The organism is Limnohabitans sp. TEGF005 (assembly GCF_055394835.1).
The window spans coordinates 1,590,880-1,613,222 of the sequence record NZ_AP029226.1 but is presented as its reverse complement, the minus strand read 5'-3'; the positions used below and the strand labels follow the sequence as shown (position 1 = coordinate 1,613,222).

General features: G+C 60.4%; 20 protein-coding genes. 11 read left to right on the top strand and 9 right to left on the bottom strand.

Annotated features, from left to right (window positions below):
- Nucleotides 1-114: 114 nt before the first annotated feature.
- The 4 genes from dnaX to ACZ5RG_RS07740 all read left to right on the top strand — a co-directional run bounded on the left by dnaX (nucleotide 115) and on the right by ACZ5RG_RS07740 (nucleotide 4,264).
- Complete coding sequence (dnaX, locus tag ACZ5RG_RS07755; protein WP_464446732.1) at nucleotides 115-2,055, top strand: DNA polymerase III subunit gamma/tau; 1,941 nt, start codon at nucleotides 115-117, stop codon at nucleotides 2,053-2,055.
- A gap of 43 nt (nucleotides 2,056-2,098) precedes the next feature.
- Nucleotides 2,099-2,422 carry a YbaB/EbfC family nucleoid-associated protein gene (locus ACZ5RG_RS07750; RefSeq protein WP_019429347.1) on the top strand — a complete coding sequence of 108 codons (324 nt, stop codon included), beginning with the start codon at nucleotides 2,099-2,101 and terminating at the stop codon, nucleotides 2,420-2,422.
- 17 nt (nucleotides 2,423-2,439) lie between these two features.
- Entirely contained in the window at nucleotides 2,440-3,030 is a 591-nt protein-coding gene (gene recR, locus ACZ5RG_RS07745) for a recombination mediator RecR (RefSeq protein ID WP_298599477.1), read from the top strand.
- A gap of 193 nt (nucleotides 3,031-3,223) precedes the next feature.
- Nucleotides 3,224-4,264, top strand: coding sequence for an ABC transporter substrate-binding protein (locus ACZ5RG_RS07740; RefSeq protein WP_464446731.1), 1,041 nt, complete (start codon nucleotides 3,224-3,226; stop codon nucleotides 4,262-4,264).
- Between the two features lie 30 nt (nucleotides 4,265-4,294).
- Here ACZ5RG_RS07740 and ACZ5RG_RS07735 read toward each other — a convergent pair whose 3' ends face one another.
- Complete coding sequence (locus tag ACZ5RG_RS07735) at nucleotides 4,295-5,863, bottom strand: transglycosylase SLT domain-containing protein (protein WP_464446730.1); 1,569 nt, start codon at nucleotides 5,861-5,863, stop codon at nucleotides 4,295-4,297.
- Nucleotides 5,863-6,633: a hydroxyacylglutathione hydrolase gene (gene gloB / locus ACZ5RG_RS07730; protein ID WP_464446729.1), complete on the bottom strand. Its 771-nt coding sequence runs from the start codon at nucleotides 6,631-6,633 to the stop codon at nucleotides 5,863-5,865. The genes ACZ5RG_RS07735 and gloB overlap by 1 nt, the downstream gene beginning before the upstream one ends.
- A 43-nt stretch (nucleotides 6,634-6,676) precedes the next feature.
- On the opposite strand from gloB, the gene ACZ5RG_RS07725 reads away from it, so the two are divergent.
- The 4 genes from ACZ5RG_RS07725 (at nucleotide 6,677) to ACZ5RG_RS07710 (ending at nucleotide 12,424) form a co-directional block, all read left to right on the top strand.
- A complete protein-coding gene (locus ACZ5RG_RS07725; protein WP_464446728.1) occupies nucleotides 6,677-7,480 on the top strand; it encodes a class I SAM-dependent methyltransferase in 804 nt (267 codons plus the stop codon).
- Nucleotides 7,467-7,913: a ribonuclease HI gene (gene rnhA, locus ACZ5RG_RS07720; protein ID WP_019429353.1), complete on the top strand. Its 447-nt coding sequence runs from the start codon at nucleotides 7,467-7,469 to the stop codon at nucleotides 7,911-7,913. Before ACZ5RG_RS07725 ends, rnhA begins: the two co-directional genes overlap by 14 nt.
- Nucleotides 7,914-8,067: 154 nt before the next feature.
- Complete coding sequence (locus ACZ5RG_RS07715; RefSeq protein ID WP_464446727.1) at nucleotides 8,068-9,345, top strand: efflux RND transporter periplasmic adaptor subunit; 1,278 nt, start codon at nucleotides 8,068-8,070, stop codon at nucleotides 9,343-9,345.
- A complete protein-coding gene (locus ACZ5RG_RS07710; RefSeq protein WP_464446726.1) occupies nucleotides 9,332-12,424 on the top strand; it encodes an efflux RND transporter permease subunit in 3,093 nt (1,030 codons plus the stop codon). The genes ACZ5RG_RS07715 and ACZ5RG_RS07710 overlap by 14 nt, the downstream gene beginning before the upstream one ends.
- Before the next feature lie 96 nt (nucleotides 12,425-12,520).
- Here ACZ5RG_RS07710 and moeA read toward each other — a convergent pair whose 3' ends face one another.
- The 4 genes from moeA to ACZ5RG_RS07690 form a co-directional block, all read right to left on the bottom strand.
- Nucleotides 12,521-13,852 carry a molybdopterin molybdotransferase MoeA gene (gene moeA / locus ACZ5RG_RS07705; protein ID WP_464446725.1) on the bottom strand — a complete coding sequence of 444 codons (1,332 nt, stop codon included), beginning with the start codon at nucleotides 13,850-13,852 and terminating at the stop codon, nucleotides 12,521-12,523.
- 34 nt (nucleotides 13,853-13,886) lie between these two features.
- Nucleotides 13,887-14,510: a molybdenum cofactor guanylyltransferase MobA gene (gene mobA, locus ACZ5RG_RS07700; protein WP_464446724.1), complete on the bottom strand. Its 624-nt coding sequence runs from the start codon at nucleotides 14,508-14,510 to the stop codon at nucleotides 13,887-13,889.
- 5 nt (nucleotides 14,511-14,515) lie between these two features.
- Entirely contained in the window at nucleotides 14,516-15,658 is a 1,143-nt protein-coding gene (gene moaA, locus ACZ5RG_RS07695; protein WP_298598095.1) for a GTP 3',8-cyclase MoaA, read from the bottom strand.
- A 121-nt stretch (nucleotides 15,659-15,779) separates the two neighbouring features.
- The gene (locus ACZ5RG_RS07690) at nucleotides 15,780-17,213 is read right to left on the bottom strand and encodes an aldehyde dehydrogenase family protein (protein WP_464446723.1); all 1,434 of its coding nucleotides are present in this window, start codon (nucleotides 17,211-17,213) and stop codon (nucleotides 15,780-15,782) included.
- A gap of 134 nt (nucleotides 17,214-17,347) precedes the next feature.
- Between ACZ5RG_RS07690 and ppa the strand changes: the two genes are divergently transcribed.
- The gene (gene ppa, locus ACZ5RG_RS07685) at nucleotides 17,348-17,878 is read left to right on the top strand and encodes an inorganic diphosphatase (RefSeq protein WP_019429360.1); all 531 of its coding nucleotides are present in this window, start codon (nucleotides 17,348-17,350) and stop codon (nucleotides 17,876-17,878) included.
- 77 nt (nucleotides 17,879-17,955) lie between these two features.
- Here the strand turns inward: ppa and ACZ5RG_RS07680 are convergent, their stop codons facing one another.
- On the bottom strand, nucleotides 17,956-19,143 hold the full coding sequence (locus tag ACZ5RG_RS07680) for a GNAT family N-acetyltransferase (protein WP_464446722.1): 1,188 nt from the start codon (nucleotides 19,141-19,143) through the stop codon (nucleotides 17,956-17,958).
- Between the two features lie 4 nt (nucleotides 19,144-19,147).
- Between ACZ5RG_RS07680 and ACZ5RG_RS07675 the strand changes: the two genes are divergently transcribed.
- Together ACZ5RG_RS07675 and ACZ5RG_RS07670 are read left to right on the top strand one after the other, a co-directional pair.
- A complete protein-coding gene (locus tag ACZ5RG_RS07675; protein ID WP_464446721.1) occupies nucleotides 19,148-20,830 on the top strand; it encodes an NAD+ synthase in 1,683 nt (560 codons plus the stop codon).
- A gap of 37 nt (nucleotides 20,831-20,867) precedes the next feature.
- Nucleotides 20,868-21,206: a P-II family nitrogen regulator gene (locus ACZ5RG_RS07670; protein WP_298597322.1), complete on the top strand. Its 339-nt coding sequence runs from the start codon at nucleotides 20,868-20,870 to the stop codon at nucleotides 21,204-21,206.
- Between the two features lie 123 nt (nucleotides 21,207-21,329).
- On the opposite strand, the gene ACZ5RG_RS07665 is transcribed toward ACZ5RG_RS07670, so the two are convergent.
- Together ACZ5RG_RS07665 and ACZ5RG_RS07660 are read right to left on the bottom strand one after the other, a co-directional pair.
- Nucleotides 21,330-21,929, bottom strand: coding sequence for an LOG family protein (locus ACZ5RG_RS07665; RefSeq protein ID WP_464446720.1), 600 nt, complete (start codon nucleotides 21,927-21,929; stop codon nucleotides 21,330-21,332).
- A gap of 5 nt (nucleotides 21,930-21,934) precedes the next feature.
- Nucleotides 21,935-22,339, bottom strand: coding sequence for a diacylglycerol kinase (locus ACZ5RG_RS07660; RefSeq protein WP_298597316.1), 405 nt, complete (start codon nucleotides 22,337-22,339; stop codon nucleotides 21,935-21,937).
- Nucleotides 22,340-22,343 lie beyond the last annotated feature (4 nt).

Here is a 22,343-nt window from a genome sequence, read left to right as displayed (position 1 = left end):
TTTGGCCGTTTTTTCCTGTTTTCCACAAGGCCAAGCTGCGGGCTTGACCGATTGCACGCGACGTGCCAAAACAAGCCCCAAATAGTGCCTCGTCAGCCCGATAGAATCAGGCCCATGTCTTACCTTGTTCTCGCGCGCAAATACCGCCCTCGCAATTTCACCGAAATGGTGGGGCAAGAGCACGTGGTTCAGGCCCTGACCAATGCTTTGGTGCAGCAGCGCCTGCACCATGCCTACTTGTTCACGGGCACTCGGGGGGTGGGCAAGACCACCGTGTCGCGCATTTTGGCCAAGTCTCTCAACTGCCAGGGTGCGAACGGGCAGGGCGGCATCACCGCCGAGCCCTGCGGTGTTTGCCAGGCCTGCCGCGACATCGACGCGGGTCGTTTTGTGGATTACACCGAGCTGGACGCAGCCTCTAACCGGGGTGTGGACGAGGTGCAGAGCCTGCTGGAGCAGGCGGTCTACAAACCCGTGCAAGGGCGCTTCAAGGTCTTCATGATCGACGAGGTCCACATGTTGACCAACACCGCGTTCAATGCGATGTTGAAGACGCTGGAAGAGCCGCCTGAGTATTTGAAGTTTGTATTGGCCACAACCGACCCGCAAAAAGTGCCTGTCACGGTGCTGTCGCGTTGTTTGCAATTCAACCTGCGCCCGATGGCCCCTGAGACCGTGTTTGAACACCTGACGCAGGTGCTGGCTGCAGAGCAGTTGCCTGCCGAGCCTTTGGCGTTGCGTTTGCTGGCCCGTGCAGCCCGAGGCTCCATGCGCGATGCTTTGAGCCTGACCGATCAGGCGATTGCCTTCGGCAATGGCTTGGTGCAAGAAGCCGGTGTGCGGCAAATGCTGGGCAGCGTGGACCGCAGCCATGTGCTGCACATGATCCGTGCGCTGACCGATGGCGACGGTGCTGCCGTGGTGGGCCAGGTCAATGCTCTGCGCTTGCAAGGCGTTTCGGCTGCCGCCACCCTGGAAGACATGGCCATGCTGCTGCAACGCATGGCGGTCATGCAGATGGTGCCCAGCATGGCGCAAGACGGCGATGACCCCGATACCCAAGGTTTGGCCGAACTGGCCCAAGCCATGCCAGCCGAAGAAACCCAGCTGTTGTATAGCCTGTGCCTGCACGGTCGCACCGAGTTGGGCTTGGCCCCGGACGAATACGCGGCGCTGACCATGGTATTGCTGCGCTTGCTGGCTTTCAAACCCCAGGCGGGATTGGCTGAAAAAAAAAGCCCGCGAATCAACACCCAGTCAGTAACTGAAACGCTATCGCGAGGGCCGACCACGGTCGTTGCACCTGCTGCCCCCCTTGTAACTGCGCCTCTTGTAACTGCCCCCGCAGCGGCCCCTGTCGTTTTGCCAGCCATGGCGCCAAAGCAGCCAGAGGCGGTTGGTATGTCGCCAGCAGCAAAGCCAGACCGCATGGACAAGCCGATGGCGGCAGCCGCCCAGATGACCGACCGCCATCCCATGGCTGAACCACCGCCTTGGGAGGACTGGCCCGACACGACCGACTACGCCGATCAAGGTTCACACGCCGCGGCATCCGGACACACTGAGGCTCTTGCCCCAGCGTTGCGGTCTTTGCCGGTGCGCGAGGCTTCCGAGCCTTCGGCCCGGGTGGACATCCCTCGGCAAACCACGCCTGCGGCTGTGGAGACGACCCCTGAAGGCAGTGTCTGGCTCGAGGCGGTGCAAGGCCTGATGGCGCAAGAGGCCATCACTGCCTTGGTGCGCGAGTTGGCTTTGCAGTCTCAATTGCTGGCCCGCGATGCGGAGCAATGGCACTTGCGCGTAGAGCGTGAGACCCTTAACCATGCGGCAAGCCGGGAGCGTTTGCAAGCCGCTTTGCTGGCCGCAGGGCATGGCGATGTCAAATTGCACATTGAAATCGGTCCTGTTACTGACAGCCCTGCCAAGCGTCTGGCCGTGCTGGCAGCTGCCAAAATGGTGGCCGCCCAGGAACTGATCCAGAGCGACCCGCTGGTGCAGGCCATGGTGCGCGACTTTGGCGCACGCATTGTGCCCGGCAGCATCCAGCTGATTTGATTTTCCCGCAACACTTTTCATATCCCCCTTAAAGGAAACCCCCATGTTCAACAAAGGACAACTCGCCGGCTTGATGAAACAAGCCCAAGCCATGCAGGACAACCTTAAAAAAGCCCAGGACGAACTGGCTTTTGTCGAGGTGGAAGGCCAATCTGGCTCGGGCATGGTCAAGGTGCTGATGACCTGCAAGCACAGCGTGCGTCGCGTGACCATCGACCCCAGTCTGCTGGCCGATGACAAAGACATGCTGGAAGACCTGGTGGCAGCGGCTTTCAACGACGCTGTGCGCATGGCTGAAGAAGTCTCACAACAAAAAATGGGCAAGCTGACCGCCGGTTTGCCGCCCGGCATGAAGTTGCCTTTCTGATCGACTGACCGCTCGATATGGCCGATACCCACGCGCTTGCCACTTTGGTCCAGGCCCTCAAGGGCTTGCCGGGGGTGGGCATCAAGTCGGCTCAACGCATGGCTTTTCAGCTGTTGCAAAACGACCGGGCCACGGCACGGCAGTTGGCCGCTGCTTTGGGCAATGCCGTCGAGAAAATTCGGCATTGCGCCTGTTGCCACACCTTCACCGAAGCCGAGTTGTGTGACACCTGCCTGGACATGACGCGCGACCGCACGCTGTTGTGCGTGATCGAGACCCCCGCAGACCAATCGGCCATTGAGCGCACTGGCACGTATCGGGGTTTGTATTTTGTGCTTATGGGCAAACTCAGCCCTTTGGATGGCATTGGCCCGCACGACATTGGTCTGGCCAAGCTCAAGCAGCGTGTGGCCGATGGGGTGCTGACCGAGGTGATTTTGGCCACCAACTTCACGGCCGAGGGTGAGGCCACGGCCCATGTGATCTCGGAGATGATCCGCCAGCAAGGCTTGAAAGTGACCCGACTGGCTCGTGGCGTGCCCGCAGGCAGCGAGCTGGAATATGTGGATTTGGGCACCATTGCCCATGCCTTGGTCGATCGGCGCTGAGGAGCCGCACAGCCGGGAGCGACGTCACGGCTTGGGGGCGGCTCTTTGGACAGCAACACCGGCTTGCACGAGGTGCGCTCCTAGTTGAAATCCATTACGTGAAAACCCGCTTGGGATCAATCCTGATGCGTGATTCCGGGCTTGTCCTTATGCTCAAGTCATCGAATTTTCGATGGTCTTTTGGAGCCCAGTTGTGTCTGACCTCGTGTGGCGGCGACGTTCTTTTTTGCTGTCGGCGATGGCCGCCTTGGCAGGGCCGTCGGCATCTTGGGCCGCGGTGGATCCTTTGCGGGGCGTGCAGCGTGTCACCATCGCTTTGGCGGCCAGGCAAAGCCTGTATCACTTGCCACTGACCCTCGCAGAGCACTTGGGTTATTTCAGGCAGGCGGGCATCGCGGTCACATGGTTGCCCCAAGAATCGGGTGCCAAGGCCTTGGCCAGTGCATTGCAAGGGCAGGCCGATGTGGTGGCTGGCGCATTTGAGCATTTGTTTGGCTTGCAGCACAAAGGCTTGAGTTACCAGGCGTTTGTTCAGATGGGACGAACCCCGCAGGTCAGTTTTGGCGTGGCGCCCCGTTTCGAGTTCCGTTCGGTGATGGCGCTGAAGGGTGCCCGTGTAGGGATTACTTCGCTGGATTCCAGCACCCACTGGATGACCTGTCAGTGGCTTTTGCAAAATGGATTGCTGCCCGAAGACGTGGTTTTTGTCGAGGTCGGCTCCTCTGCTGGGGTGGTCGATGCACTGCGCACAGGCGCTATCGACGCGTTATGCAACCCCGATCCGGTCATGTATGGGCTTGAGCAAAAAAACGAAATACGTGTGATGGGGGAAACGCGCACCCTGGTGTCCACCCGCAAATTGATGGGTGGTCCGGTCCCAGGGGCCTGCTTGTTTGCAAGGGCTGATTTTTTGCAGCGTCAGTCCGATGTGGCGCAGGCTTTGAGCGATGCCGTGGTGCACGCCCTGAAGTGGTTGCAAACGGCCGGTTTGACCGACATTCTGAAGACGGTCCCCGCACCGCACTGGTTCGGAGACCGGGCGGTTTACCTGGGCGCGTTTGAGAAGTTGCGTGAGTCGTACGCGCTGGATGGCCTGATCGATGGCGATGCCGTGCGCACTGCCTGGCGAGCCCATTCCCGTTTGCCCGGTCGTTTGAATGGGGTGCGCTTGTCTGTGGCACCCACTTACACCAATGCGTTTGCCGTCAAATCCAAAAGCCGCTTCTCCGCTTGAGGGCCGTTTGGCCCGCAAGTGACCGCTTGTTCAGCGTTGGTTTTTGGGCTTGTTGGCCTGCTTGCGCTTTGGCGCGGGTGCTTTGGTGGTGGCTGGCTTGTTGGGTGTTGAACGGCTCACCCGACGTGACCCTTGGGAAGGCACCAGGATGGTCAGGTTTTGACCGGTGGCCACGCGCGCATTGGCTTTGAGGCTGTTCCAGGCGAGCATGTTCGCCTCAGATACGCCATGCCGAGCAGCCAGACTCGCCAAGGTGTCGCCCTTGCGTGCTTTGACCGCAATCCTTTTGAGCACCACTTCGGGTGCAAGCCCCAGCTGACCGTTGTCTGCCAGATGCTCAGTCACGTCGTTGTCCAGGCGTCCTTTGCGGTGCACCAGCAAGGTGGAGCCCGAGGTGACCATCATGCGCGGCGGTATGCCGTTGACTGAGCGCAGTTGGTCGAGGGGCATGTCCAGTTGTTGCGCGACATCTTCGAGCTTCATGGTTCTGGGGGCTTGCCATGCGGTCCACGTCGCCAATGGTCGGTTGGCGTGGGCTTGCAGGTTGCGCTCAAAAATCTTGGCGTTGTCCCACGGCAGCAAAATTTGGGGTGTGCCGGCAGCCAGGATCACTGGGCGATTCATCGATGGGTTGAGTGCCTTGAAATCCTCCAGACTGACGGCGGCTAGTTTCACGGCGATCGCCACATCAATGTCACGCTCAATCGGGACGCTTTTGAAATAGGGGTGGTTTTGGATCAGTGGCAGCTGCGTGTTGAAGGTCTCGGGTTGAGCCACGATGTTTTTGACCGCTTGCAGCTTGGGCACGTAGTAGCGGGTTTCGTTGGGCATGTTCAGGTCGCTGTAGGTCAGCGGCTTGCCCTGGGCTTTGTTGCGCGCCAAGGCACGACCCACGCTGCCTTCGCCCCAGTTGTAGGCGGCCAAGGCCAGGTGCCAATCGCCGAACATGCCATAGAGTTTTTGCAGGTAATCGAGTGCCGCGCGGGTGGACTCGAGCACATCTCGGCGGTCGTCGCGGAACAGGTTTTGCTTCAGGTCAAAAAATTTGCCTGTGGCGGGCATGAACTGCCACATGCCGGCGGCTTTGGCGCTGGACACGGCTTGGGGGTTGAATGCGGATTCGATGAAGGGCAGCAAGGCCAGCTCGGTCGGCATGTTGCGGCGCTCCAGTTCTTCCACCACATGGAACAGGTAAGGGCGTGAGCGCTCGGTCATGCGCAGCATGTAGTCGGGGCGACCCGAATACCACTGCTCACGGTTGCGCACCAGGTCGCTGTCCAGATCGGGCATGGCAAAGCCACGGCGAATGCGTTCCCACACATCGGTCGGCGGGGTCAGCCCCAAGTTGCTGCGGGGTTTGAGGGGCAGCACGGGTTCTTGTGGGTTGATCACCGCTTTTTCGGCGGCGGCTGGGGTGTCCTTTGCCTCGGTTGACGGTGCCGCAGATGGCGGCGGGGTCAACTCGGGTGTCGACGAAGGCGCGGTGGCGCAAGCGCCCAACAACAGGGTCAGGCCCAAACACAGGGCCGTGGCCCAGTGCCGTCCGTCCGCTAGAGAGGAAACAAGGCCAGTGGTGCCCGGCGGGGTGAGAGAGTTCATCAAAATTCGTTTTTCCATGTGCGCAGTGCTGCAAAGGTGGTCACGACATCCAGTGCACGTGCGTCGCGTTGCCTGACGGCGGTCGAGACAGCGCTGCTGCGGCTTCGCAAAAAAGGGTTGATTGCCAGTTCAGTCGACAAGGGAACGGGCAGGGTGGCTTGGTTTTGTTGGCGCAGCAGGGCGCAGGCCTGAGCGTAGGTGCGCAGGCTGCTGTTGTCCGGGTCAACCGCCAAGGCGAATTTCAGATTCGACAGCGTGTATTCGTGGGCACAGCAGACACGGGTGTCGCCCGGCAGTGCCGCCAAACGGTCGAGTGAATCGAGCATTTGGGCGGGCGTGCCTTCAAACAGCCGACCGCATCCACCCGAAAACAGGGTGTCGCCACAAAAGAGAAGAGGGGCTTGCCCGGCAGGTTGAGCCCAAAAAGCAATATGGCCTGCGGTGTGGCCAGGCACATCGTGCACATTCAGCGTCAGGCCATGCCAGTAAACAAGGTCATCTTGCCGCAAGCCCGTGGCCGCTGTGGGCAATACTTCGGTGGCCGGACCCCAAACGGCGGCTTGCGTTTGCGCGACCAAGTCGGCGATGCCGCCAGTGTGGTCGGCATGGTGGTGCGTGACTAAAATCGTGTCCAGCTGCACGCCCGGATGCTGCTGCAACCAGGCCATGACAGGCGCACTGTCGCCGGGGTCGACCACCAGCGCTTGGTGGTCGTTGTGCAACAACCAGATGTAGTTGTCAGAGAATGCGGGCAGTGCAATGAGTTTCATGGAGAGTCAGATTATAGAAAGCAAGCATTCGCGAGACACTTGGTTGGCCCATTTAGGTCAGCCGGTAGCGTCACGCTTGCTGTCATGGGAGCAGCAACAGGCCGATGAGTTGTTGGCCGATGTCTTTGGCTACCATGCGGTGCAACTGGGTTGGCCCGATTTGCGGGCTTTGCGCTGCAACCGAATGCCTCACCGCTGGCAAGCGCAGGCCGAGTTCGAATGGCCCGATGCGAGCCATGATCTGGCTGTGCCCAGCGTGGGCCACTTGTCCATGGGTGAGTCGGATGTCTGGATCGACAGTCGGGCCTGGCCTTGGCCGGCTGACAGCCTCGACTTGGTGGTTTTGCCCCACACCCTAGAGCGTTCAGCCGACCCCCATGCTTGTTTGCGCGAAGTGGAGCGTGTGCTGATTCCTGAGGGACAGGTGTTGATCACAGGCTTGAATCCCTTCAGTTTGTGGGGCTGGCAGCAATCGCGTGCCGGCCAGGGTGGTCAGACCGGTGCGCCGGTGCAGCCCTTGATCGCTTATCGGCGCTTGCGGGATTGGTTGCGTTTATTGGGTTTTGAGGTTCAGGTCAGCCGTTTTGGGGGCTGGACTCCCGCCTTGCGCCGTGAAACCTGGATGCAGCGTCTGGGCTGGATGGAGGCTGTCGGTGCGCGTTGGTGGCCGATTTTTGGCGGAGCCTACCTGTTGATGGCGACCAAAAAAGTGCCCGGCGGCCGCCTGATCGATGCGCGTCGCTGGCGCACGGTACGATCGCCCGCTGCGGCGACTGCACCTGTCGCTCGCGCCGACACCACCATGAGCCGTCAGCCGGCCCCGAAAGACACCGTTGAACCACGTTGAAATCCACACAGATGGCGCCTGCAAAGGCAATCCCGGCCCCGGGGGCTGGGGCGTTCGCCTTCAGTCCGGCCAGCATGTGCAAGAGTTGTTCGGTGGCGAGCTGAACACCACCAACAACCGGATGGAGATGACCGCTGTCATCGAGGGCCTGATGGCCCTCAAGCGGCCCTGTCAGGTGACCTTGTATCTGGACAGCGAATACGTGCGCAAAGGCATCACCGAGTGGATTCATGGCTGGAAAGCCCGTGGCTGGCGCACAGCGGCCAAGCAAGCTGTCAAAAATGCCGATCTGTGGCAAAAATTGGACGCCGTCGTGTCTACTTCGGGACACCAGATTGACTGGCGCTGGGTCAAGGGCCACAACGGCGATCCGGGCAACGAGCGGGCCGATGCGCTGGCCAATCAGGGCGTGGACAAAGCGCTGGGCCGCTGACAGACTGAAATTCGGAGACGGCGGTCTTGTTGGACGAGGTCTTTCAACCCCCCAAAAAAACCCACAATTTCCGCAAAATGTCCCATTGGGTAAATTGAGCGGCGCTGTTACATTCTGTCAGTCTTGGTGAATTCAACCTAAAAGAGATCTTTGAATGGCTTACAAGAAGAAATACGCCGTGATGGCGTTGTTGGGTGTTTGTGCTGCTTCGGGTGTGGCTTGGTGGGGTCAAAACAAATCGGCACCATCGGGCGATGCGGCAAAACCTGCCGTTACGGCGGCGCCTGGTGCCGGTCCTGCCAAAGCCACCGCTGTCGAGGTGGCCAAGGTGGACACCATGACCTTGGTGGACGAAACCCAGGCCGTGGGCAGCTTGCGGTCTCGCCAGGGTGTGATGTTGCGCCCGGAGGTGGGTGGGCGCGTCAAACAAATTTTCTTCGCTGACGGCCAACGCGTGCGCAAAGGGCAGGTGATGGTCCAGTTTGAAGACCAGCTCCAGCAAGCCCAGTTGTCACAGGCCAAGGCCGAGCTGTCAATTGCCGAGGCCAATCACAAGCGCAACCAGGAATTGGTGACGCAAAACTTCATCAGCAAGCGTTCGCTCGACGAAAGCGGCGCGGCACTCGAGGTCTCTCGCGCCAAGTTGGCGCTGGCCGACGCCACTTTGCAGCGTCTGAAGGTGCTGGCCCCATTTGATGGCATCACGGGCCTCAAGCAGGTCAACGTGGGCGACTACCTGAAAGACGGCGCGGACATGGTCAACGTCGAAGACATGGATGCTGTCTTGCTCGATTTCCGTTTGCCAGAGCGCTTTCAGGCCAAGATTCGCGCAGGACAAAAAGCACAGCTGACCGTTGACGCCTTGCCCGGCCGCCCTTTCAGTGCCATCGTGCAGGCCGTGGACCCCTTGATCGAGGCCAATGGCCGTTCGGTGGGGGTACGAGGTTGTATTGACAACCGCCAGCAGCAACTGCGCCCGGGCATGTTTGCCCGTGTGAACGCGGTGTTTGGCTCGCGTGAAAACGCCATGGTGATTCCTGAAGAAGCGATCATCCCTCAGGGGGGGCGCACCTTTGTGGTCAAAGTGGTGGCGGGCGAAAAACCCGACACCCTGGTTTCCGAGCGCGTGCCCGTCAAAGTCGGTTTGCGTCAACCGGGCAAGGTCGAGATTCTGGAAGGTCTGGCTGCAGGTGACACCGTGGTCACCGCAGGTCACCAGCGCTTGCAAAAAGACGGCACAACAGTTCGCGTGGTTGACCTGTCTCAGCCCGGTGCTGGCAAGCCTGCCGGTGGTCCTGCCGCGGCGGGTGCACCAGCTGCACCAGCTGCACCAGCTGCACCCGCCGCAATGTCCAAGCCGGGCGCGGCTGCCAAAAACGTGGCCTTGACAGGCCCCAACCCTTGCCTGAGGGGTGCCGATGCAGCTCGCTGAAACCTCCATCCGGCGGCCTGTTCTGGCCGTCGTGATGTCCTTGCTGATTGTGCTCATTGGTGCGGTCAGCTTCAAAAGCCTGTCCTTGCGTGAGTACCCCAAGATCGATGAACCCACGGTCACCGTGACCACCCGTTATGTGGGCGCTTCGGCCGAGGTGATCGAATCTCAGGTGACCAAACCGCTGGAAGATTCGATTGCGGGCATTGACGCGGTGGACGTCATCACCTCCATCAGCCGTGCCGAGCAGTCGCAGATCACGGTGCGCTTTCGCCTCGAAAAAGACGCCGACACGGCGGCGGCTGAAGTGCGTGACCGTACCTCTCGCGTGCGCAACCGTTTGCCGCAAGCCATTGAAGAGCCTGTGATTGCCAAAGTCGAGGCCGATGCGTTTCCGGTGATCTGGCTGGCTTTTTCGAGCGATACGCTGAATGCATTGCAAATCAACGACCTGGTCAACCGCATCGTCAAACCCCGTTTGCAAACCGTGACGGGTGTGGCCGATGTGCGCATTTTTGGTGAGCGCAAATACGCCATGCTGGTGTCGCTGGACCATGCCCGGTTGTCGTCTTTCAAACTGACGCCGCAAGATGTCGAAGATGCCATCCGGCGCAGCAACCTGGAGTTGCCTGCTGGCCGAATCGAGTCCAGCAACCGCGAGTTCAGTGTGTCGTCGCAAACCGACCTGGCACGTCCTGGGCAGTTTGGCGATATCGTGATCCGCAGCGTCAATGGTTTTCCGGTCAAGCTGCGTGATGTCGCTCAGATCAAGGAAGACGCCGCCAACGACCGAAGTGTGGTGCGGCTGAACGGTCAACCGGCCATTTCTGCGGGCGTGATCCGGCAGGCAACCGCCAACCCGCTGGAATTGTCCAAGGGTGTGCGAGAGATGATTCCGCGTTTGAAGGCCGACTTGCCCGGCGACATGTCGATTGATGTGGCCAACGACAACTCGGTGTTCATTGACCGCTCGGTCAAGAACGTGTTCCAGACCATCGTGGAAGCGGTGGTTTTGGTGGCTTTGGTGATTTTTGTTTTCTTGCGCACCATTCGCGCATCGATCATCCCCATCATCACCATCCCGGTCAGCTTGATTGGCGCTTTCGCCATGATGGCCTTGGCCGGTTTCACCATCAACACCCTGACTTTGCTGGCGCTGGTGCTGGCCATTGGCCTGGTGGTGGACGATGCGATTGTGGTGCTGGAGAACATTTACCGGCACATTGAAGAGGGACTTGATCCGTTTTCTGCGGCCATCAAAGGGGTGCGAGAAATCAGTTTTGCGGTCGTGGCCATGACCATGACGCTGGCGGCGGTGTTTGCGCCCTTGGCCTTCACACCTGGGCGCACAGGCAAGCTGTTTGGCGAGTTTGCGCTGGCGCTGGCCGGGGCTGTGATTGTGTCGGGCTTTGTGGCATTGACCCTGGCCCCCATGCTGAGCTCCAAATTGCTGCGCCACAACCCCAACCCCAGCTGGTTTGACCGGAACATGGAGCGTTGGCTCACGGCGCTGTCGAACGGCTATGAAAACCTGCTGCGTCTGATTTTGACCCGCGCCCGTTGGGCGGTGGTCTTGGTCATGATCGGCTCGGGCGTGGGTATTGCGCTGATTTACCCGACCATGAAGCAAGAACTCGCGCCGCTGGAAGACCGGGGCACGATTTTGGCCACCGTCAACGCGCCCGACGGCTCCACCTTGCAGTACACCGATCGCTATGCCCGTTCGCTGGAAAAGTTCGGCCAAGCCTACCCGGAGTTCGACCGCATTTTTGCCAACATCGGCAACCCTACGGTGGGCCAGGGCACGGTGGTTTACCGCGCGGTCGACTGGGACGAGCGCAAGCGCACGACCTTGGAGATTGCCCGTGAAATGGGTGCCAAGTTCAACAGCCTGCCCGGAGTCAATGCTTTTCCGATCACACCGCCTTCGTTGGGCCAAGGTTTCCGTGAACGGCCTTTGAACTTCGTGATTCAAACCTCTGACAGTTACCAAAACTTGAACTTGCTGACCCGCCAGTTGATGGACGAGGTGGCCAAGAACCCGGGCATTTTGTCACCCGATGTGGACTTGCGCTTGAACAAACCCGAGTTGCGGGTCGAGGTTGACCGCGTCAAAGCCGCCGAACTGGGCGTGAGCATCGAGGTGGTTGCTAAAACCATTGAGACCATGTTGGGTGGGCGCGTGGTGACGCGTTACAAGCGCGATGCAGAGCAATACGATGTGATCGTGCAAACCCTGCCGTCGGCCCGCAACACGCCGGACGACATTGACGTGATCCAGGTGCGTGGCCGCAACGACACCATGATCCCCTTGTCGAGTTTGGTGAAGGTGCGTGAGAGCGTGTCGCCGCGCGAGTTGAACCACTTCGGTCAGCGCCGCTCGGTGTCCATCACAGCCAATTTGGCCCCTGACTACTCGCTGGGTGAAGCCCTGAAGTTCATGGACGAAACCGCAGCCAAAGTTTTGAAGCCAGGCTACACCACCGAGCTGAACGGCACTTCGCGCGAATTCAAAAATTCGCAAGGCGCTTTGGTGATCGTGTTTGTGCTGGCGCTGTTCTTCATCTTTTTGGTGCTGGCAGCCCAGTTCGAAAGCTTCATCGACCCCTTTGTGATCATGCTGTCGGTGCCACTGTCGATGATTGGTGCGCTGTTGGCGCTCAAGTTCACGGGCGGCTCGCTCAACGTGTACTCCCAAATCGGCCTCATCACGCTGGTGGGCTTGATCACCAAGCACGGTATTTTGATTGTGGAGTTCACCAACCAGTTGCGTGAGCAGGGCTTGGCCATGCAAGAAGCCCTGATCAAGGCTTCTGCCCAGCGCTTGCGTCCGATCTTGATGACGACCGGGGCCATGGTGCTGGGGGCGGTGCCGTTGGCGCTGGCCACTGGCGCAGGGGCCGAGAGCCGCACGCAAATCGGTTGGGTCATTGTGGGTGGCATGAGCCTGGGCACTTTGCTGGCCATCTTTGTGGTGCCCACCATGTACTCGTTGCTGGCACGCAAGACAGTGCCGGGGCCGAACAAAACCATTGCCCTCGACGAACCTGTGGCCGATGGCCATTCGGCCTCGCATTGATTGTTCGGGGTTGACCATTCAAAAGGGCTGCATGTGCAGCCCTTTTTTTGGGGAGAAGTGGTCGGCTTTATGACGGACGTTGTGTCGGGGCCGACCTTAAAGGTGCCCATCAAACATCATCACATCCACTTCGTCGCCCACAGCCACATGGCCTTGCGTGTGGCCCAGTACGATCAGGCCATTGGCCTGCACCATGGAGCTGAGCACGCCCGAGCCCTGGTTGCCGGTGATGCTCACTTGCAGTTGGCCCGCCGCGTTGGTGCTGACGATGCCGCGCTGGTACTCGGTGCGGCCTGGTTTTTTGCGCAAGGCCTCCGTGCTTTTGGCCTTGAGCAAAGGCAAGGGCGGGGCTTGCCAGCCCATGAGTTGTTGCAGGGCAGGGCGCACAAAGGCGGCAAAGGTCACCATCACCGCGACCGGGTTGCCCGGCAATCCAAACAGAGCGGCGGCGCGTTCACCGCGTTGGATGCGGCCCACGGCCATGGGGCGGCCCGGGCGCATGGCGATGCGCCAGAAGGCCACATCGCCGAGCTTTTTCATCATGGCTTTGGTGTGATCGGCTTCACCCACGCTCACGCCGCCGCTGGTGATGATGGCGTCGGCCTTGTCGGCAGCGTTACGAAAGGCTTGCTCTAGCGCCGACGGTTCGTCGCGCACCACGCCCATGTCGATCAGCTCGCAGCCCAGCGCCTGCACCATGCCGGCCACGGTGTAGCGGTTGCTGTCGTACACAGCACCTTCTCGTGGCGCTTCGCCCAGGCTCAGAATTTCGTCACCCGTAGAAAAGTAAGCCACCTTGGGCCTGCGCCAGACCGATACCGTGGGCAAGCCCAGGCTGGCCAGCAAGCCGCAGGCAGCCGGGGTCAATCGGGTGCCTGCGCGCAGGGCGGGCATGCCCGCCATCAGGTCTTCGCCAGCCAAGCGGCGGTTGTCGCCCGTTTGCAGCAGGCCGGGCGGAATGTGCACGGTGTCGCTTTTGGGGTCCGCGATTTTTACCAGCTCTTGCGGCGCCACAGTGTCCAGGCCTGCAGGCATGATGGCGCCGGTCATGATGCGCACGCATTCACCCGCTTGCACCGTGCCTTGCCAGGCTGCACCCGCGAAGGCCGTGCCCACTACTTTCAAGGGGGTGGGCTGGTTCGTCAGCAGTTCCGTACCCCGAAATGCGTACCCGTCCATGGCCGAGTTGTCGTGAGGCGGCACGCTGATGGGCGAGACCACATCCTGCGCCAGGATGCGGCCATGCGCCTGCATCAGGGGCACGCTGTCTTGCTCGCACACGGGTTGCACCAGTTGGGCCAAAAAATCGTTCACATGGCGGGCTGACAGGGCTTGCGGGTCGTAGCCTTGCAGGCGCTCGGCGATCTCACTCAGCGACAAGGCGGGTGACATGGCGTTGAACAAGTTCGGGGTCGGTGGCGTGGTCATGGTCTGCGCGGTCACTGCAAGAGAGACGGGGTGGTCAAAGAGATTCGAGTTGCTGCAGTTCGGCCAGCGTGTTGGCGTTGGCAAAGGCTTGGGTGCTGTCGCCTGGCAAATCAAAGGTCACGATGGCGCAGCGGTGCTGGCCAGTCCAGGCGTCGATCTTGCGGCCACCGCCTTGGGTGAACTTGACCAGACTTTCAAGCAGGTCAGTTTTGAGCAGACAAAACACCGGCTGTGGGCGCAGCGTGCCATCGGCCTCGGTCGCGGCGGCCATGGCGATGTCGGCTTCTTGCGCCTTCATGGCCGAGTAAAGGCGCTCGACCAGATCCAGTGGAAACAGGGGCGTGTCGCACGGCACAGTCAGCAAGAGCGGTGTTTCGCAGCGTTCCAAACCCGTCTGAAAGCCCGCCAGCGGACCGGCAAAACCATCGATGCTGTCGGGCCAGACTGGTACGCCCAGCGATTCGTAGGCGGCGAGGTTGCGGTTGGCGTTGATGAGCACTTCTTGCAGCGGCAGGCTTTGCAGTTGCAGCCGCATCAGGGTTTGCAAGGCCAGTGGCAGGCCGTGGAAGTTTTGCAGGCCTTTGTCGGTGCCGCCCATGCGCGAGCCGCGCCCGCCCGCGAGGATCAGGCCGGTGATGCCTGGGTTGTTGTCATTCATGGCGCTTAGCCTCCGATGTAGCTCATTTCCACCCGGCGGCCGGGGCCGCTGGCGGTGTCCGGCCCGCGCAGGCTGCGCAGCACCGAGTATTGGTCGGTGCGCCCGCGCCAGATGGCGTCCACCGTGGCGGCCAGCGCCGTGTCGCTCTGCGTTGGGTCGCGCAGCAAGTGGCGCAGGTCGTAGCCCTGGCTGGCAAACAGGCACAAATACAAGCGGCCTTCGGTCGACAAACGGGCGCGGTTGCAGTCGCCACAAAACGCTTGCGTCACGCTGCTGATGACGCCAACCTCGCCCAGGGCCGGGTCGTATTCGCCTTGCGCGTTGGCATAACCCCAGCGCTCGGCGGTCTCGCCCGGGGCTGCGGGGTCCAGTTGCACCAAGGGCAGCTCGGTTTGCAGCAGTCGGATCACCTCGGCGCTGGGCAGCACCTCGTCCATGCACCAGCCATTCGTCGCGCCCACGTCCATGTATTCGATGAAGCGCAGCACAATGCCCGTGCCCCTGAAGTGCCGCGCCATGGGCAAAATTTCGTGCTCGTTGGTGCCACGTTTGACGACCATGTTGACCTTGATCGGCCCCAGGCCCGCAGCTTGGGCCGCGTCGATGCCGGCCAGCACGTCGGCAACCGGAAAGTCCACATCGTTCATTTTGCGGAAAACCGCGTCATCCAGTCCGTCCAAACTGACCGTCACGCGCTGCAGTCCGGCGTCTTTCAGGCTTTGGGCCTTGCGTGCCAAAAGCGAGCCGTTGGTGGTCAGCGTCAAATCCAGCGGGTCGCCGTCGGGCGTGCGCAGCGCGGCCAATTGCGCGATCAGGATCTCGATGTTTTTGCGCAGCAGCGGCTCACCACCCGTCAGGCGGATTTTGCGCACCCCTCGGCCCACAAACACAGTGGCGATGCGGGTGATTTCCTCAAAGCTCAAAAGGTGGCTGTGCGGCAGGTAGGCGTAGTCCTTGTCAAAGACTTCTTTGGGCATGCAATAGCTGCACCTGAAGTTGCAGCGGTCGGTCACGCTGATGCGCAAATCGGTCAAGGGGCGGCGCAGGCCGTCGAGCGGCAGGCTGCTCAGATCTTGCTCCGCGACCAAGACGGGCAAAGGCAAGCTGGGGTGGCGCTGGTCAACCAGCGGAATGACGCGTTCAGACATAGCCGCTGATTGTGCCCGAGTGCCCACCCCCTGCGAGTGCAGGGGTCAAGCCTAGGGCCATGTCAGCCGCGCCCCGGTTTTTCATGTCCGACCTGATGGGGCATCCATGTCTTCTGGGTTTTTAACCGTGGGCAATCGCCACGGTTTTGAGGGTGGTGAAGCCCAGCAGCGCCTCAAAGCCTTTTTCGCGGCCGTAGCCCGATGATTTGACGCCGCCAAACGGCAGCTCCACCCCGCCACCTGCGCCGTAGTTGTTGATGAACACCTGGCCGCTGCGCAAGCGCTTGGCCATGCGAAATTGGCGTGCGCCGTCGCGTGTCCAGACACCCGCCACCAGCCCGAATTCTGTGGCGTTGGCCAGTTCCACGGCGTGGTCTTCGTCGGTGAAAGACATGGCCGACAGCACGGGGCCGAACACTTCTTCTTGCGCCAGACGGTGCATTACCGGCACATCGCGAAGCAAAGTGGGGGCTTGGTAAAAACCACCAACGGGCACACCCGGGGCAATTTGCCCCTGCGCCACGGTGGCAATGCCATCGGCTTTGGCTTGCGCCAAAAAGCCGGTGACGCGTTCCAGTTGGCTGGCGCGAATCAATGGCCCCAGATCGAGGTTCATGGTGGCCGAGCCCACTTGCAAGCGGCCAAAGGCCTCGCCCAGGCGTTGCAGCAGGGCTTCGTAAATGCTTTGCTGAATCAAAACGCGCGAGCCCGCGCTGCACGTTTGCCCTGCGTTTTGCACGATGGCGTTGACCACCACGGGAATGGCCGCATCCAGGTCTGCGTCTTCAAAGATGATTTGCGGGCTTTTGCCGCCCAACTCCAGCGTGACCGGGCAATGGCGCTCGGCCGCCACCTGCTGAATCAGCGTGCCCACGCGGGGGCTGCCGGTGAAGCTGATGTGGTCAATGCCCGGGTGGCGTGCCAGCGCATCGCCCACTTCGTGGCCGTAGCCGGTGACGATGTTGATGGCACCGGGCGGAAAACCCACCTCGGCGGCCAGTTGGGCCACCCGGATCAGGCTCAGGCAGGCGTCTTCGGCGGGCTTGACCACGCAGGCATTGCCCGCTGCCAAAGCCCCGCCCACGCTGCGGCCAAAAATCTGCATCGGGTAGTTCCAGGGAATCACATGGCCCGTGACGCCATGCGGCTCGCGCCAGGTCAACACGCTGTAGCCGTTTTGGTAGGGCAAGGTCTCGCCATGCAGCTTGTCGCACGAGCCAGCATAAAACTCAAAATACCGGGCCAAGGCCACCGCATCGGCGGCGGCCTGCTTGGTTGGTTTGCCGCAGTCGCGTTGTTCCAAGGCGGCCAGCTCGCTCGCATGCTCGCTCACTTTTTGCGACAACTTCATCAGCAAACGGCCACGTTCCATGGCGCTCAATTTCCCCCAAGCGCCGTTGAAAGCGGCGCGGGCTGCTTGCACGGCTTGGTCCATGTCAGCCGCTTGGCTGCGTGGGATCTGCTCGAACACCTGCCCGTCAGACGGGTCGAGCACGTCGATGGTTTGGCCTGCCAGGGCGGGGGTGGATTGGTTGGCGATGAAATTGAATTGCATGGGACGATTGTCCGCTGGCTGCAGGTCTTGGAAATCACGCAAGGGACAGGCGCTGACCCGCAAGCCCTGTGAAAGTAAAATCGGGGTTAATCCCTAAGATTCGCATTCCCCTTAACTTTTCCAACGAGACACCCATGTCCCTGAACAAAGTCACCCCCGGCAGCAAAGTGCCCGAAGCATTTAACGTGATCATCGAAATCCCGATGAACGCCGACCCGATCAAGTACGAAGTGGACAAAGAGTCCGGCGCTTTGTTTGTGGACCGTTTCATGGGCACCGCCATGCACTACCCCACCAACTACGGTTATGTGCCCCAGACCATTGCCGGTGACGGCGACCCGGTCGATGTCTTGGTGATGACCCCCTTCCCCTTGCCTCCGGGTGTGGTCGTGCCTTGCCGCGCCATTGGCATCTTGTTGATGGAAGACGAAGGCGGCATGGACGGCAAAGTTTTGGCTGTGCCCACCGAAAAAATCTTGCCCATTTACGCCAACATCAAGTCCTTGGCCGATGTGCATGAGTTGCAACTCAAGCAAATCGCCCATTTCTTTGAGCACTACAAAGACCTCGAAAAAGGCAAGTGGGTCAAGGTCAAGGGCTGGGAGGGCGTGGAGTCCGCAGCCAAGGAGTTGTTGGACGGCATCGCCAACTACAACAAGGCTTGATCGCTGGCCTCAAGGGTTTGCGTTGCAAACCCTTGTCGCCCACAACGCCTGCCCGGTTTGCACCGCGCAGGCGTTTTTCATGGCGGTTTTTTCAGCGGAGAATGCTGGTGCAATGCGTCCAAGTAGTTGTCAACGCCCGCTTTTTCGCGCTCCAAAAACCGCGCCACCGCCTCTGAAAACGATGGGTTGGCCAGCCAGTGGGCGCTGTGCGTGGGGGTGGGCAGCAAGGCGCGGGCCATTTTGTGCTCGCCTTGAGCCCCGCCTTCAAAGCGCTGCACACCCTGCGTGATGCACCATTCGATCGGCTGGTAGTAACAAGCCTCAAAGTGCAGACAGTCCACCCGCGCCAATGCGCCCCAATAGCGACCGTAGGCCACTTCCGCCTGGCCCTGCGCATCCAGGTGCAGACCGATCAAGCTGATGCCCATGGGCAGACCCGCCCGCTCGGCCACAAACAAGAGCCAATGCTGCGCCATGTCGGTGCGCATGGTTTCAAAAAATGCGGGTGTCAGGTAGGGCGCGTTGCCGTGTTCCCAATAGGTTTGCTGGTAGCAGCTCAGCAGCAAAGCCCAGTCGGCTTCACTCATGTTGGGGCCACGCGCAGCGCGGAACGTGACGCCCGCTTCTTGCACTTTGCGGCGTTCTTGCCGGATCTTTTTGCGTTTTTCTTGCGTCAGGCTGCTTAAAAAATCATCAAAATCTCGCCAGCCTTGGTTTTGCCAGTGGAACTGGACTTGACCACGCTGCAACAAACCCGCGTGTTCGCAGGCTTGCAGGTCTTGGGGGCTGGCAAACAAAATATGCAACGACGGGATGTCGTTGGCTTGGCAAAGCTCCAGCAAGCTGGCCAGCAGGGCTTGGCGGGCGGCGTCTGATTCGGCCAGCAAACGGCTGCCAGGCACGGGCGTGAAGGGCGATGCGACCAGTGCTTTGGGGTAGTAGGGCAGGCCATGGCGCTCATAGGCATCGGCCCAGGCGTGGTCAAACACGTATTCGCCGCGCGAATGGGTCTTGAGGTACAGCGGGCATGCCGCCGCCAACACAGGGCCTTGCGGGGTGTCGCGCCACAGGCTGATCAGTTGCAAGGTCCAGCCGGTCTCGGGCGTGGCCGATTGACTGGTCTGCATGGCCGACAAATAAGCGTGCCGCATGAAGGGGCTTGGCGCGTCTTGCTTCGAGAGCAAGTCGTCCCAAGCTGAGGGCTCGATGCCGCCCAAGTCATCCTGCACCCGGGTGACATAATTCAAGCTCACATTTTTCAGCACCTGTATGACTCTCCAAATTCGTGTGGCCCAGCTCAACTTTGTCGTCGGTGACATGCCGGGCAATGCCCGCAAAATCATTGATGCCGCCATTCGCGCCTATGCCGATGGTGCACGCTTGCTGATCACGCCCGAGCTGTCGATTTGCGGTTACGCCGCCGAGGACTTGTTGCTGCGCCCGGCCTTCATTGACGCCTGCGATGATGCCCTGAAAACAGTGGCCCACGCCTTGGCCGGGTTAAAAGGCTTGCATGTGGTGGTGGGCCACCCCGAAGGCGGCGGCCTGCACACCCGCAGCGTGGCGGTGACGCGCCGCCACAACCGCGCATCGGTGTTGTGCGAGGGCCAGGTGGTCGCGCATTACGACAAACGTGAACTGCCCAACTACCAGGTGTTCGATGAGCGCCGTTATTTCACGCCGGGCCAAGGCGTGGGGGTGTTCGAGGTCGAGGGCGTTCAGGTTGGCTTGCTCATTTGCGAGGATGCTTGGTTTGACGAGCCTGCTCGATTGGCCCGTGACGCCGGGGCCCAGGTGCTGGCGGTACTCAACGCTTCACCTTTTCATGCGGGCAAAGGCGCTGAGCGCGAGCAACGCATGCGCGAGCGGGTGGCCGATTGCGGTTTGCCCTTGATTTATGCGCATTTGGTGGGGGGGCAAGACGAGGTGATTTTTGAAGGTCGCTCGTTTGCCTTGAATGCCCAAGGCCAGGTGGTGGCGCGGGCCGAGGGCTTTCGCGAGGCCGACATGGCGGTGCAGGTGACCCCTTCGGCCGGTGGCCCCAAAGGCATTGATTTGATCGCCTCGGCCAATGCCTTGGTGCCTTTGGCCACACCCGATGCCGAACTGTGGGACGCACTGGTGCTGGGTGTGCGCGACTATTTGGGCAAGAACGGCTTCAAAGGCGCGATTTTGGGGCTGTCCGGTGGCATCGATTCGGCGCTCGTTTTGGCGATTGCGGTGGATGCCATTGGGGCCGACAAGATCCACGCGGTGATGATGCCTTCGCCCTACACCGCAGACATCAGCTGGATCGATTCGCGTGACATGGTCAAGCGCCTGGGAGTGCGTTACGACGAAATCTCGATTGCGCCCTTGTTTGACGGCTTCAAGCAAGCGCTGTCGGCCGAGTTTGAAGGGTTGAAAGAAGACACCACCGAAGAAAATATCCAGGCCCGCATTCGCGGCACTCTGCTGATGGCGCTGTCCAACAAGACGGGCGCCATTGTGCTGACGACGGGCAACAAGAGCGAGATGGCCACCGGTTATTGCACTTTGTACGGCGACATGGCAGGCGGCTTTGCAGTGATCAAAGACGTCGTCAAAACGCGGGTTTTTGACTTGGCTCGCTGGCGCAACCAGAACGATCCCTATGGCACGGGCAGCCAGCCGATTCCTGAACGCATCATCACCCGCCCCCCGAGCGCTGAACTGCGTCCGGACCAGAAAGACCAGGACAGCCTGCCCGCTTATGAGGTGCTCGACGCCATCATCCAGCGCTATATGGAAAACGACGAAGGCGTTGAAGCGCTGATTGCGGATGGGTTTGAGCGCGCTGATGTGGAAAAGGTCACCCGCCTGATCAAGCTCAACGAATACAAGCGCCGTCAATCTCCGGTGGGCATTCGTGTGACGCACCGCAGTTTTGGCAAGGATTGGCGTTATCCTATGACCAACAAATTCCGCGCCTGAACTCAGGCTGAAACCCCTTATTCGAGGACATTTCCCCATGAAACAAATCACCGCTGTCATCAAGCCTTTCAAACTCGAAGAAGTCCGTGAAGGCTTGGCCGAATGTGGCGTGACCGGTCTCACGGTGACCGAAGTCAAGGGCTTTGGCCGTCAAAAAGGCCACACCGAGCTCTACCGTGGTGCCGAGTATGTGGTCGACTTTTTGCCCAAAGTCAAAGTGGAGGTGGTGGTCAAGGACGAGGACGTGGACACCTGTGTGGACGCTATCGTCAAAGCCGCCCGTACTGGCAAGATCGGTGACGGTAAAATTTTTGTCACCTCGGTCGAGCGCGTGGTCCGCATCCGCACAGGCGAGCAAGACGAAACCGCGATTTGAGCGGAATGGGGGCAGGATCACGCCCCAAAAAATGGGTCTTGCCTTGTGAGTTTGAGTCTCGGGGTGGTTCTGGGTGGCTCAGGCTGGCTTGGGCACCCGCCGTTGCCTACTCAGCCGGTCAGATCAAATTAGCTCAGTGTGGGCGCGGGGCGAAAACCCCGCTTTTTGCACCAAGGCCTGTAACAGCGCCTCAGGCTCGGTGCCCAGCGTCACCAGCCCTGTTTGCCAATCGGCCATGAAACCGTCTTGGACCACTTGGTCAATGAAAGTCATCAACCCGTCGTAGTAACCCAGGCTGTTGAGGATGCCCACGGGCTTGTCGTGGTAACCGAGCTGACGCCAAGTCCAGACTTCGAACAATTCTTCAAACGTGCCAATGCCGCCGGGCAAGGCCAAAAACGCATCCGCCTTATCGGCCATCAGGCGTTTGCGTTCGTGCATGGTGTCCACCACATGCAGCTCGGTGCAACCGTGGTGCGCCCATTCCTTTTCGACCAAGGCGGTCGGAATGATGCCGACCACAGTGCCACCCGCGGCCATGGTGGCTTCGGCCACCAAGCCCATCAGGCCATTGCGCCCGCCGCCGTAGACCAATTGACCGCCGTGAGAGCCAATCCAGCGACCGACTTGGACCGCGATTTGGGCAAATTCAGGCTTGTTGCCAGGCTTTGAGCCGCAATAAACACAGACCGAAAAGGCGGGTTGATGGTTTGTTTGATTCATGGCGGTCAAGCGAATCGATGCCAAACGGCAGCGGACCAAATGCCGACGCACAACAGCAAGCTGAGCAGCACAGCTGCGCTGCCCATGTCTTTGGCACGCTTGGACAAATCGTGCCATTCAGGGCCGATGCGGTCGATGGCAGATTCAACGCTCGTGTTCAGCAGTTCCACGATCATCACGAGCAACACCGAGCCTGCCAACAAGGCGGTTTCAGTCCAGTTTTGGCCCAACCAGAAAGCCAGTGGCACCAAGACCACAGACAAGATGGCTTCTTGGCGAAACGCGGTTTCGCCCCAGCCCGCAAGCAAGCCCTGAACGGAATAACCACCTGCATGCAGGATGCGGTCCATGCCTTTGCGGGCTTTTTGAGGGTTGACTTCGTGGGCTTGAAGTTTTGACGGTTCTTGCATGAGG

Coding starts and splice junctions, on each gene's coding strand:
- dnaX (WP_464446732.1), top strand. CDS start 115: ATGTCTTACCTTGTTCTCGCGCGCAAATACCGCCCTCGCAATTTCACC.
- ACZ5RG_RS07750 (WP_019429347.1), top strand. CDS start 2,099: ATGTTCAACAAAGGACAACTCGCCGGCTTGATGAAACAAGCCCAAGCC.
- recR (WP_298599477.1), top strand. CDS start 2,440: ATGGCCGATACCCACGCGCTTGCCACTTTGGTCCAGGCCCTCAAGGGC.
- ACZ5RG_RS07735 (WP_464446730.1), bottom strand. CDS start 5,863: ATGAACTCTCTCACCCCGCCGGGCACCACTGGCCTTGTTTCCTCTCTA.
- gloB (WP_464446729.1), bottom strand. CDS start 6,633: ATGAAACTCATTGCACTGCCCGCATTCTCTGACAACTACATCTGGTTG.
- ACZ5RG_RS07715 (WP_464446727.1), top strand. CDS start 8,068: ATGGCTTACAAGAAGAAATACGCCGTGATGGCGTTGTTGGGTGTTTGT.
- ACZ5RG_RS07710 (WP_464446726.1), top strand. CDS start 9,332: ATGCAGCTCGCTGAAACCTCCATCCGGCGGCCTGTTCTGGCCGTCGTG.
- moeA (WP_464446725.1), bottom strand. CDS start 13,852: ATGACCACGCCACCGACCCCGAACTTGTTCAACGCCATGTCACCCGCC.
- mobA (WP_464446724.1), bottom strand. CDS start 14,510: ATGAATGACAACAACCCAGGCATCACCGGCCTGATCCTCGCGGGCGGG.
- moaA (WP_298598095.1), bottom strand. CDS start 15,658: ATGTCTGAACGCGTCATTCCGCTGGTTGACCAGCGCCACCCCAGCTTG.
- ACZ5RG_RS07690 (WP_464446723.1), bottom strand. CDS start 17,213: ATGCAATTCAATTTCATCGCCAACCAATCCACCCCCGCCCTGGCAGGC.
- ppa (WP_019429360.1), top strand. CDS start 17,348: ATGTCCCTGAACAAAGTCACCCCCGGCAGCAAAGTGCCCGAAGCATTT.
- ACZ5RG_RS07675 (WP_464446721.1), top strand. CDS start 19,148: ATGACTCTCCAAATTCGTGTGGCCCAGCTCAACTTTGTCGTCGGTGAC.
- ACZ5RG_RS07670 (WP_298597322.1), top strand. CDS start 20,868: ATGAAACAAATCACCGCTGTCATCAAGCCTTTCAAACTCGAAGAAGTC.
- ACZ5RG_RS07665 (WP_464446720.1), bottom strand. CDS start 21,929: ATGAATCAAACAAACCATCAACCCGCCTTTTCGGTCTGTGTTTATTGC.
- ACZ5RG_RS07660 (WP_298597316.1), bottom strand. CDS start 22,339: ATGCAAGAACCGTCAAAACTTCAAGCCCACGAAGTCAACCCTCAAAAA.